Source organism: Natrinema soli (assembly GCF_028618695.1).
Window position 1 is genome coordinate 1 of sequence record NZ_JAQIVI010000421.1, and the last position, 12,064, is coordinate 12,064.

The 12,064-nt window shown below is 64.8% G+C and carries 7 protein-coding genes and 1 pseudogene; 4 read left to right on the forward strand and 4 right to left on the reverse strand.

From position 1 onward, the window contains the following. The 3 genes and pseudogenes from PGX04_RS22950 to PGX04_RS22960 form a co-directional block, all read left to right on the forward strand. A pseudogene (locus PGX04_RS22950) lies at positions 1-281 on the forward strand (heavy metal translocating P-type ATPase); the annotation flags it as partial. Between the two features lie 157 nt (positions 282-438). Then, on the forward strand, positions 439-1,029 hold the full coding sequence (locus tag PGX04_RS22955; protein ID WP_273740634.1) for a DNA-3-methyladenine glycosylase family protein: 591 nt from the start codon (positions 439-441) through the stop codon (positions 1,027-1,029). A gap of 330 nt (positions 1,030-1,359) precedes the next feature. Further along, a complete protein-coding gene (locus tag PGX04_RS22960; RefSeq protein ID WP_273740635.1) occupies positions 1,360-2,733 on the forward strand; it encodes a hypothetical protein in 1,374 nt (457 codons plus the stop codon). Between the two features lie 125 nt (positions 2,734-2,858). Here PGX04_RS22960 and katG read toward each other — a convergent pair whose 3' ends face one another. The 3 genes from katG to PGX04_RS22975 form a co-directional block, all read right to left on the reverse strand. Further along, the gene (katG, locus tag PGX04_RS22965) at positions 2,859-5,051 is read right to left on the reverse strand and encodes a catalase/peroxidase HPI (protein ID WP_273740636.1); all 2,193 of its coding nucleotides are present in this window, start codon (positions 5,049-5,051) and stop codon (positions 2,859-2,861) included. 206 nt (positions 5,052-5,257) lie between these two features. After that, positions 5,258-6,604, reverse strand: a complete 1,347-nt coding sequence (locus tag PGX04_RS22970) for a RimK family alpha-L-glutamate ligase (protein ID WP_273740637.1) — start codon at positions 6,602-6,604, stop codon at positions 5,258-5,260. A gap of 93 nt (positions 6,605-6,697) precedes the next feature. Continuing rightward, positions 6,698-8,167, reverse strand: a complete 1,470-nt coding sequence (locus PGX04_RS22975; protein WP_273740638.1) for a flippase — start codon at positions 8,165-8,167, stop codon at positions 6,698-6,700. A 1,040-nt stretch (positions 8,168-9,207) separates the two neighbouring features. Here PGX04_RS22975 and PGX04_RS22980 point away from each other — a divergent pair. Next, a complete protein-coding gene (locus tag PGX04_RS22980; RefSeq protein WP_273740639.1) occupies positions 9,208-11,070 on the forward strand; it encodes a PAS domain-containing sensor histidine kinase in 1,863 nt (620 codons plus the stop codon). 140 nt (positions 11,071-11,210) lie between these two features. Here PGX04_RS22980 and PGX04_RS22985 read toward each other — a convergent pair whose 3' ends face one another. After that, positions 11,211-11,798: a response regulator transcription factor gene (locus tag PGX04_RS22985; protein ID WP_273740640.1), complete on the reverse strand. Its 588-nt coding sequence runs from the start codon at positions 11,796-11,798 to the stop codon at positions 11,211-11,213. Positions 11,799-12,064: the final 266 nt, after the last annotated feature.

Below are 12,064 nucleotides of genomic sequence, written 5' to 3' on the forward strand. Positions count from 1 at the left end.
CCGACACCGCCCTCGAGACGGCGGACATCGCGTTGATGGGTGACGATATCGGGAAGCTACCGTACCTGTACGAGCTGTCCCACACGGCTAACGGCGTCATCCGACAGAACGTCTGGGCCAGCCTCGGCGTGAAGGCGCTGCTCGCGCTCGGCGTGCCGCTGGGGCTGGTGAGCGTCGCGCTGGCGGTCGTCGTCGGCGACATGGGAATGAGCCTCGGCGTGACCGGCAACGCGATGCGACTCGCGAACGTGGAGCCCGAACGCTCCCCGGACCTCGAGTGAGATGGGGTGGTGTACCGACGTCCCGGAGCGGCCGCGGGACGGGTCGCGGCTGCGCCGGAACTGACTTCCCAGCAGTTCGTCTGACCCCCTCGAGCGGGGCCTCCGACCGAGAGGTCTATGCGTTTCCGGTCCCGTACTCCCGTATCAACGCGTGCGCATGAACGAAGAGACTCACGCCGTTCTCCGCGAGGACCCCGTTATGGCGGGGCTCCTCGACCGGCACGACCCCTACGCCGAACCGGACTGGGACGAGTACGAGCGGCTCTGTATCTCGATCATCAACCAGCAGCTCTCGACCGCGAGCGCGGCGGCCGTCCGCGAGCGCGTGTTCGACCTCCTCGAGGGCGACGTGACGCCGGCGTCCGTCCTGGCTGCGGACGAGGCGGCTCTCCGGGATGCGGGGCTCTCCCGGAGCAAGGTCGAGTACGTGCAGAACGCCGCCCGCGCCTTTCAGGAGAACGATTACACGCGGACGGGACTCGCCTCCTACGCCGACGACGAGGTCGTCGATCTGCTCACCGATATCAAGGGGATCGGCGCGTGGACCGCACGCATGTACCTCCTGTTCGTCCTCGAGCGACCCGACGTGCTCCCGCTCGGAGATCTCGCCGTTCGCCGCGGAATCGAGCAGCTGTACGGAGACGGCGAGGAGCTGACCCGCGCGGAGATGCGCGAAATCGCCGAGCCGTGGCGGCCGTATCGGAGCGTCGCCACGCGGTACATCTGGGCCGAGTACGAGTCGGATTGAACGCGTTCGATCTCCGTTCCTCGAATCGGTATCCGTCCCGTTGCGATCGGCTTCTTCGTCCCGTGTTCAGGGGAGGCCGTCGGACGTCGCCGAATATCGACGTGATTGGATGCTCTGTCCCTCTCTATCCCTGATTACGGACCGCTTCTCGCGATCGGTAAGAACGTACTACAGGCTTCGCGGGTCGTGAAACGGTTACCGTCAGAGACGGCAATAACGGATTACGACCCGGCCACTGCCGGCCGAACGAGGGGACTCGAGAAACGAGACACTGTCCCGACGGGATGGCCCTGTTGACTGAAGTACGGATCAGTCTCAGTCCAACGGGAGATGGCAAACGATACATCCTCGACGGAGACTGGCGAAGCCGAGCAGCGGCGAATGACCTCCGATCCCGAGCGGATCCGGGAGTGGGCCGAGGCGCGCGACGCCGTTCCGGTCAGGGTCCGTGACAGCGAGGACCACGGCCACTCCTTCGCCCGGCGCGACGAGATGGGCGAGCACCACGAGGAGTACACCTGGGATGAGTTCGAGGAGCGCTTCGACGACGACAACCTCGTATTCGTCTACCACGAGGCGGAGCCGACCGGCGAGGAGATGGGCTTCTTCGAGATCGTCGAGCGCGAGCAAGCGTTCGAACGCGCCGATCTCGGTCGTGACGAATTCGAGGACTCGCTGCGACGCGGCGAGACGGTGACGACGGAGATCGTCGAGACGCAGGTCGTCGAGCGGGAGATCGTCGAACGCGACACGATCGAGAGCGAGGTGATCGACACTGATCTGGTCGAGCGCGACGTCGTCGACTCCGAACTGGTGAGCCGCGACATCGTCGAGACGGAGTTCGTCTCCGACGACGTGATCGAGGTGACCGTCGACGAAACGCATATGGACACCATCGAGGAAATCGAACGCTACATCGTCGAGAGCGAGGTCATCGACGTCGATATCGAGCAGGACGAGGAACTCGAGCGAGACGATATCCAAACGGACATCGAACTCGAGAGCGTCCAGCGATCCATCCTCGAGGGCGACGTCGTTCGCTCGAACGTGACGCCCGACGACGTGGTCCAGCGGGAGGTCATCCAGAGCCAACGGACCGAGGGAGACGCCGTCCAGAGCGAGCTCCTCGAGCGCCGGACGATCGAAGAGGAGGTCACGGAGCGACTGCGAATGCGGTACATGCTCGAGGAGACCGAACTGATCGAGTCAGAGGTCCTCGCCAGCGAGGTGCTCGAGGGCGAGATCATCGACGTGGACGAGTACGAGTCCATGGGGACCGGCGAGATGGAACCCGAAGCGACCGGTGACACCACCGCCGGGATGGAGACCGAAACGACCGGTACTGCGGCCGGCGAACCGACGGCGAGTACCGAATCCGACGCCACCGGTATCGAGGGCGACGAGCGGACGGCGGGTGCCGGGGCCGACGCCGACATGGGTGCGACGGACGAGGCGACCGAACCGGCGTCGATCGAACTCTCGACCGACGAACAGGGCAAAGACGTCGTCGACGATTCCGGGCAGCAGGTCGGCATGGTCGCCGAGGTCGACGGGCAAACGGCGTACATCGATCCCGAACCAGGCCTCACCGACCGGCTCAAAGCGCGCCTCGATTGGGGCGGCCACGGCGATGACGATTATCCGGTCGACGCATCACAGATAAAAGAGATCACGGACGACGAAATCGTCATCCACAGCGAGTGAGCGATCGGAGAGTCACCGACCGAGCGAACAGCGATTCGGGCGACGGCCGCCCGATAGACTATCGTCGCGACGGTTCGATTACTCGAGGTGGTCGGCGACACCGACCGGGAGGCTCTCGGCTGCGATTACTCGAGGTCGAAGCGATCGTGCGTCATCACCTTGCGCCACGCGTCCACGAAGTCACGGACGAACTTCTCTTCCGCGTCGTCGGACGCGTAGACATCCGCGATGGCTCGAAGCCGGGAGTTCGACCCGAAGACGAGATCCGCGCGGGTGGCGGTCCACTCGAGCTCGCCCGTCTCGCGGTCGATCAGCTCGAACACCTCGCCGTCGTCGGAGTCGTCGGTGGGCGCTTCCCAGCCCATGATGTCCTGGGAGTCGTCGGACGCTTCCCACTCGTAGTCCATGTCGAGCAGGTTCACGAAGAAGTCGTTGGTCAGCGTCTCCGGCCGGTCGGTAAGGACGCCGAGCTCGGAGTCATGGTAGTTCGCGTTCAGTGCGCGCATGCCGCCGACCAGCACCGTCATCTCGGGTGCCGTCAGGTCCAGGAGGTCCGCCTTGTCGACCAGCAGTTCCTCCTGGGACTGGTCGGCCTCGTCGCTGTAGTAGTTCCGGAACCCGTCGGCGTTCGGTTTGAGCGCCTCGAAGGACTCGACGTCGGTCTGTTCCTGCGTCGCGTCGGTACGGCCCGGTTCGAACGGAACCTCGACGTCGTAGCCGGCCTCGGCCGCGGCCTGCTCGACGGCCGCGTTACCGCCCAGAACGATCAGGTCGGCCAGCGAGACCCGAACGTCGTCGGATCGCGAGCCGTTGAAGTCCTCCTGAATCGCTTCGTAGGTCGACAGCACAGTCTCGAGCTCCTCGGGCTCGTTCACGTCCCAGCTCTTCTGCGGTTCGAGACGGATGCGAGCCCCGTTGGCGCCGCCGCGTTTGTCGCTGTCGCGGTACGTCGATGCGGACGCCCAGGCGGTCTTGACGAGCTGAGAGACCGAGAGATCTGACGCGAGGAGCTCCTCCTTGAGCTCGGCGATCTCCTCGTCGCCGATCAGGTCGTAGTCGGCGTCGGGGATGGGATCCTGCCACAGCATCTCCTCGTCCGGCACTTCCGGGCCGAGGAACCGCTCCGCCGGGCCCATGTCGCGGTGGATCAGCTTGTACCAGGCCTTCGCGAACGCCTCCCGGAACTCCGTCGGGTCCTCCTGGAAGCGCTCAATAATCTCCCGATAGTCGGGATCGCGCTTGAGCGCGACGTCCGTCGTCAGCATCATCGGGGTCACCTTCTTCGATGGATCGTGGGCGTCCGGGGCGGTGTCGTGTGCCTCTTCGTCTTTCGGCCGCCACTGCCACGCACCGCCGGGACCCTTGTGCGGCTCCCACTCGTAGTCGAGCAGGTTGCCGAGGTAGCCCATGTCCCACTGGGTCGGCGTGCTGTTCCACGGGCCCTCTATGCCACCGGTGATCGTGTCGGAGCCCTTGCCGGAGCCGTGGCTGCTCTCCCAGCCGAGGCCCTGTTGGTCGATTGGGGCCGCCTCGGGTTCTGGGCCGACGTGCTCGTCAGGGTCGGCGGCGCCGTGGACCTTCCCGAAGGTGTGTCCGCCGGCGATGAGCGCGGCCGTCTCTTCGTCGTTCATCGCCATCAGGCCGAACGACTCTCGGATCCGTTCCGCCGATCCCTCCGGATTCGGCTCGCTGTCGGGCCCCTCCGGATTCACGTAAATGAGGCCCATCACGGTGGCGGCGAGGTTCCCCGTGAGTTCGCCGTTCTCGTCGAAGCGGTCGGATGCTTCCCACTCGGTCTCGGGCCCCCAGTCGACGGCCTCGTCGGGCTGGTACTCGTCCTCGCGTCCGCCGGCGAAGCCGAACGTCTCGAATCCCATCGACTCGAGGGCGACGTTCCCGGCCAGAACGATCAGGTCGGCCCACGAGAGTTTGCGGCCGTACTTCTGCTTGACCGGCCAGAGCAGTCGGCGAGCCTTGTCGAGGTTCGCGTTGTCGGGCCAGCTGTTGAGCGGCGCGAAGCGCTGTCGACCGCCGGCCGCGCCGCCGCGGCCGTCGCTGGTCCGGTACGTGCCGGCACTGTGCCACGCCATCCGAATGAACAGCGGCCCGTAGTGGCCGTAGTCGGCCGGCCACCACTCCTGCGACGTCGTCATCAGCTCCGTGAGGTCCGCCTTCACCTCCTCGAGATCGAGTTTCTGGAACTCCTCGGCGTACTCGAAGTCATCGCCCATCGGATCGGCTTGCTGGGAGTTCTGGTCGAGGACCTTCAAGTCCAATCGATTCGGCCACCAGTCGTGATTCGGTATGTCGTCTGACATGAGCAGTCTCCTACGATTGCAGAAATGGATTAGGGAATAATAGATGTACCGATCGAAACTTCAATTTCGTGTTTTGCCCATATTGTTTTCGATAGGGAAAATATCGAACCGGAAACGAGCGATTAGCCCCTCTCGATCGAACCCGACCGGATCCGAGATGTGAATCGGGACTGAGAAATCGGCGAGCGGAGCGGCCGGTCGACTCGTTATTCCTCTTCCTCTTCGGGCGTGTCGGCCGCGTCGCTGTCGATCCGACGACTGACGTCGACCTGATAGTTCTCGAGGATGTCCCGGCCGAGAATGACCGGGTAGTCCATGTGGCTCCGGTCTTCGACGCTGGCCGTGACGGTGTGCTGGTTGCCGCCGACCCCGACGACAACGTCGACGACGGGACGGCTCTTGGACTGTTTGCTGCTGCCGGATCGAACGCGGGTGATGGACTTGATCGGGCCGGCACCGATATCGGCGGCGAGACCGGTGTCGATGCTCGTCCGCGTGGCACCGGTGTCGGACTTGGCGAGGACGGACTTCGATCCGCTCGTGCCGGAGAGGACGACCTCCTCGGTGTAGCCGATCACCGCCGGTTCCGCGTCCTGTGAGATCGGTTCCTGGGGTTGGGCCGTCGGTCGGGAGTCGTCGAGGACGTTCGAGAGCTCTCGCACCCGATCGTCGTCCACCTCGCCGCCGCCGCGCTCGATCGCCAGTTTCGCGATGTAGGGCGCCGGGCTGACCTGCGTCGCCTCGTAGAGACCCTTGAATCCCGCCGTCGGGTTGACCTCGAGGACGAACCAGCCCTCGTCCCCCTCGACGAGGTCGACGCCGGCGTAGTCGAGGCCGACGATATCCGACGCGCGCTGGGCCATTTCGCGGGCCTCGTCGGGGAGGTCCTCGGTCGCGTCCTCGACCGAGCCGCCGAGCGCGACGTTGGTTCGCCAGTCGTTGTCCGGCGCGTAGCGATACATCGCGGCCACGACGTCGCCGCCGACGACGTAGACGCGCAGATCGCGGTGGCGAACGTCCTCCTGATCGACGAGTTCCTGCAGGAAGGCGTACCGGTTACCGACCTTGGCGTTGATCGGGTCGTCGGGGCCGACCTTCCACGTCCCACCGCCGTGGGTGCCGATGGCGGTCTTGTAGACGGCCTCTTCGCCGTATCGGTCCCGTGCAGCGTTCAACTGCTCGCCGCTCAATGCGAGCGTCACGTCGGGCGTCCGCACGTCGTTCGACGCGAGCGCGGTCGCCGTCGAGAGCTTGTGGATCGCCGTCATCACCGCCGTCGGCGTATTGAGCGTTGGGACCAGTTGCGAGAACGCGTTCACCAGCCCGAGCTCCTCGGCGGGCTGTTCGGTATTCGACAGGAGCACCCTGTTCGCGATGACGTCCACCGCCGGCTCGAGCGTGGGACTGCCATCGGTGACGCTGACCGACGTGTTCTCGGTGCGAAGCCACTCGGTGTCGTGTCCGAGATCCTCGACGGCGTTGAGAATCGCCTTGGTTTCCTTGCTCGTGTGAAGACTCAGTACCCCGACGGTCACGGGATCGGCAACAGCCATACGAACTAGACACCGAGTCGTCGGATAAGCGTTGATAGTTCATTCAGTGACAGCGGAATTGGATGGGGAACGCCCGAACGGGTCGAACCGACGTCACCCGATGACCGACCGAACCTGTCCCGGATCGACCAGCCCGCTCAGCACCGCCAGCACGGCCCAGGTGACGGCACCGAGAACGATCGCCCCGAACAGCATGAGCAGGTTCGAGACCAGCGGCGTCACGAGCAAGACGGCGACCGCCATGACGCCCGTAATCGCACAGATCAGCCCCGTCGTCCGCACGAGCCGCCCCACGTGCAGGCCGAGTTCGGTGTGGACGATGTAGAGGTTGACCGCGACGTACACCGAGTGGGTCGCCACCGTCGCGATCGCCGCCCCGACGACGCCGATCATCGGAATCAACGCGATGTTCAGCCCGAAATTGGCCAGCGCAGTCACACCCTTCGCGACAGCCCGGGCTCGAGCGCGACCCAGATAGTCCAGGCTATCGCTGGTCAGATTCGTGATCGCCTGTAGCACGACGAATCCGGCGAGCACCTGCAGGACGGGAATCGCACCGGCGTAATCGGTTCCGAAGACCATCGTCAAGAGTGGTCCCGCGACGATCGTGAGGCCAGCCGCTGCCGGAATGTAGAGCAACAGGATGTTCGTCAACGAGGTCTCGTAGATCCGTCTGGCTTGCTCGAGTTCGCCGGCCGCCTTCTGTTCGCCGAAATTCGGCGAGATGGTGAAGCCGAGCGACGCCGCGGGCGCGAGCACGAACTCGGTGATCTGCTTCGCGAGGGTGTAGAACGCGACCGCGGCCGGATTGATGAAGGCCCCGACCAGCACGATGTCGATCTGCTTGTCGATGACGTTCGCGCTCTGGGTCGCCGTCAGGGGAACGCTGTACTCGAGGAGGCGGCGCGAGAGGCCGTCTTCGTATTCGTCCGCGGCGTCGTATCGGACGTAGAACCCGTAGTAGAGGATCCCGATCCCGATGACGGCGGCGATGGCGTAGCCGACGATGTACCCGAAGAACGCGCCGAGCGCACCGAACCCGGCGAGGACGAACGCGACGACGAAGACGAGTCGGGCAGCGCCGCTGATCGCCTGAACGAGCGCGCTGTAGCCGAGGTGGTTGAAGCCCTGTAACGCCACCCGCACGAACGCGCTAAAGGAGAAGACGCCGAGATAGAGTACGCCCGCGGCGAGAAACGGGGCCGCGTCCGGTTCGCCGAGCGCGACCGCAATCTGCTCGTGAAAGAGCAACAGGACGTAGGAGACGAACGCGATCAGAACGAGCTTGGCCGTGACCGTGGACCTGAGCAGGTGCGGGATCTGGCCCGGATCCGCCTCGCGGTATTCGGAGATGTACCGCGCGACGGATCGGCTAAGGCCGAGGTCAGCGAACAGCTGAACGATCGCCAACACGCCGATCGCCCAGTAGAGCGCGCCGTAGCCGTCCGGCTCGAGCAGGTACCGCGCCAGGACGAACATCAGCAGCGCGCTCGAGAGCATGTAGACGCCGCGCGCGGCGAGCGTTGCCTTGAAGCCGCTGACGATGTGATCTTCCCTATTCATAGTAGACTGGGGCGGTGAGAGACGGACGACCGACCGATGCGACGGTGAACTCGACCAACGTGGTCGTCCACTCGAGGGATCGGACATTTGTAATGCGGCGACAACACGCGGAAATGGACCGCAACAGGAGCGGTGTCGGGGTCGTTCCGACAAACGGCCCCGAAACGACCTGCGTGCCGGATCGACGGAGTGCAACTCGAGTGTACCGTCACGTAAACGATCGAAAGCGATCCATACACGGGGCCAAAACGGTGCTGGACGGAATCGGAACACCACCTGAGCAACTGAGAGAGAATTCCAACTCTCTGACCGTCTCCGAGATTCCCTCTGAGCGAGCGCTGTTCCAGCTCGCGTCCGCAGATAGCGTTCTACCGTGCGCAACCCTTACGATACATGGTACCTCTTTGTTGCGGGTTGCTGAGAAATCGGAGATTTCTCGCATCGCAAAACGGCTCCGCCGTTTTGAACGACCTCGCTCCCTTCGGTCGCTCGAACCGCTTGCAAAAAGCTACGCTACAAAGGCCGCCTCTGCGGGCTTCGCCCGCTTCGGCGGTGTCGTTCGAAAGGCGCTCAGCGCGCTTTCGTGAGTGAGCGGTAAAGCTAAGCGAGAACGAAGTTCCCGCGAGGTCAGCGGGACGGACGTCCCGCCAGACTCCACAAGGTCCGCGAAACCGTCGGTTTCGCTTGATGCCGAGAGAGCGACGCTCTCTCGTCGCAAACCGCTCGCTTCGCTCGCGGTTGCTCAAGGCATTCACTCCGTCCCCTATACTGATCAGCTGGTTCGTGAGCCGGTCACCGACTCGGCGTGGCGTTACGGTCACGTTTCCGCTTGCGCTCCTGTCTCCTCTCAGTCGATGGCATTGCGGTGACCGTGTGAATTCGTGTAGGTGAGTCGGACACTACCGCTCGGCCACGACACTGAAATAGGCGTCCCACGAACGATGTGCTGACTGTCTGTCGATGATGCAAACGGCCGAGAGAGGGGAGTTCCTCGAGCGAGAGGGAGCGACGAATCCGTCGCCGAACGGGAGTGGAGAGCCGTGACGACGCGATCCGTTCCGATCGTCGACCGAGTTACCGACGCCTTCTTCGCCCTCGATACCGGCTTTCGGTTCACTTATCTCAACGAGCGAGCCGAAACGTTGCTGAAACGCTCGCGCGAGGAGTTGATCGGCCGGGTCATGTGGGACGAGTTCCCCCAAACCGTCGAGACGCAGTTCCCGGACGGCTTCCACCACGCGATGGACGAGCAGGTGCCGGTCTCGTTCGAAATCTATCACACGCCCCTCGAGACGTGGTTCGAGGCCAGAGCCTACCCCTCCGAGACCGGCCTCTCGGTGTACATGCGCGACGTCAGCGAGCGGAAGGCCCAGGAGACGACGCTGGCCCAGCACGCCGCGGTCGTCGAGGCGATCCGGGACGCCGTCGTCACGCTCGATCGCAACCGCGAGATCGTCACCGCCAACGGCGCGACCGAGTCGGCCCTCGGCATCGACCGATCGCAACTCGTCGGCGAGCACGTCGAGACCCTGACCGAACTGGCGGGGATCGACGACGAACGCGCCGTCGAGATCGGCAGGGCGATCGCCGACGTCGACGTCGGCAACGCCGGCCGTCGCCAGCTGGAGCTCTCCTACGTCGGACCGGACGGCACCGACCGAATGGGCGAGTTCCGATTCGTCCCCGTCGAGGACAACAGGGCGACCGTCGCCGTCGTCGTCCGAGACATTACCGACCAACACGAGTACGATCGCGTCGTCACGTCGTTGCACGAGGTCACCCGGTGGCTCCTCGAGTCCGACGATCCCGAGGAAATCTGCGCGATCGCCGTCCACTCCGGCAGCGACCTGCTCGATCTCCCCATCAGCGGCATCTGGCTGCTCGAGCAGGAGCAGGGCTACCTCGAGCCGGTCGCCGGCACCGCCGGCGCGCACGACGAGTTCGGTGGCCTCCCGCGGTTCAATCCCGGCGAGGGGCTCGTCTGGGACGTCTTCGAGGCCGGCGGCGTCGAACTGTTCGACGACCTCGAAACCGTCGACGACATCTACAATCCCGACACGCCGCTGCGCTCGGAGATCATCGCGCCGATCGGGACCCATGGCGTGCTCATGACGGGGTCGCTCGAGCCCCACCGGTTCGACGAGAGCGACGTCGACCTCATCTCGACGCTGGTCGAGAACACGCGGGCCGCCCTCGATCGAGCCGATCGGGAACGGATCCTCAGGGACCGCACGGCCGAACTCGAGCGCCAGACCGAGCGCCTCGGAGCCGTCGCCGACGTGCTCTCGAACGACCTGCAGCGTCAGCTCGAGGCCGTGGCCGACGCGCTCGAGCACGACGGTGCCGACGAGTGGGAGTTCCCCCTCGTGGAGGACACCGTCGAAACGACCCTCGACCGGGCCGAGCGCCTCGTCGACGACGTTCGGGAGTTCGCCCGCAACGCCACTGCCACCGGTACCCGTACCCGGCTCGACCTCGAGTCGGCGATCGACGACGCCGTCGGGGAGTCCCGCCTCGAGACGGACGCGCTCGTCGTCGACGCCCCGGCCACGCTCCGGGCGGATTCCGATCGGTTCGTCCACCTGCTCGAGACGGCGTTCGACAGCGCCGCCGCGCGGGCCGACGGCGACGTGACGATCCAGATCGGGCTGGTCGGATTCGAGAACGGTGGCAGTCGCGGCTTCTTCGTGCTCGACGACGCCGCGGAAATCCCGCCGAACGCACACGAACGCGTCCTCGATCCGACCGCCGACGACGACACCGCAGCCGACGGGCTCGGCCTTGCGCTCGTCCGGGCCATCGCCGAAGCCCACGACTGGGAGTGCACCGTCACCAACGGCCAGAACGGCGGCACGCGGATCGAAATCCGAGACATCACGACGCTCGAACGGCGACTCGGGTAACCGATCCGGGCGCTCGAGTCCGCGTTCGGGTTGGGCCGATTCAGCGATGGACCGATTCAGCGGTGAGACCGTTTCGCGTGGACGAGCACTTCGGCTCGTCGGTTGCTGGACCCCGTTTCACCACGCTGTATCGATCCCCGCTACTCCTGAAAAACGGATTCGCGCGTAATGTCCTGACAGAGCTCCCGATAGCTGTTCTGTTCCAGGAGTTCCTGCATCGTGTCGTTGACCTGTACGCGAAGGACGGCCATCCGATCCTCGAGTTCGGCGTACTCCTGGCTGGACTGGCGTTCGGACTCGGTCTTCTGGTCGTCCAGCAGCGCTTTCTTGGACGCGAGTGCGAAGAACTCCTGAAGCTGCTCGTCGTGGGTCGCCCGGAGGAGCAGCTGGTCGATGATGTCGACCAGTTCGTCCCTCGAGACGGGCTTGACGAGGTAATCGTCGAACCCGAGCTCGACGATGTCGAAATCGGGTTCGACCGCCGTCACCATCGCGACCCGGCACTCGAGTGACTGCTCTCGAATGGTCTCGAGGACGGTGTCGCCCGAGAGACCGGGCATCCGGCGATCGAGGAGGACGACGTCGATCGCGCCGTCGATCGCGTCGAGCGCTTCGTTGCCGTCGTAGGCCGTCTCGACGTCGCAGTCGTCCTCGAGCCACGCGGCGTAGAGGTTCGCGAGGTCGGGCTCGTCTTCGACGATCAGGACGGACGGGGTATCTGTGGACATCGAACTTCCTCCAGTCTGGCGGTTCGTTGAACGAATCGGCCCGGTCGTATATCAATATACCGGACAATACGGCGAAAAATCCGTCGAATCGGTTCGGGGACTCTCGATCGGTCCCGTCACTCGAGTTCGCGTTCGATCGTCGCGCGTCGCTCGCGGATCGCGGCCGCGTCGGTCTCGATCGTTCGGTCGCCGAGATCGATCTCGAGTCGACCGTCGTCGGTCGCCGTCCCGAGTTCGACGACCGGGGCGACGCCGTCGAACGCCTC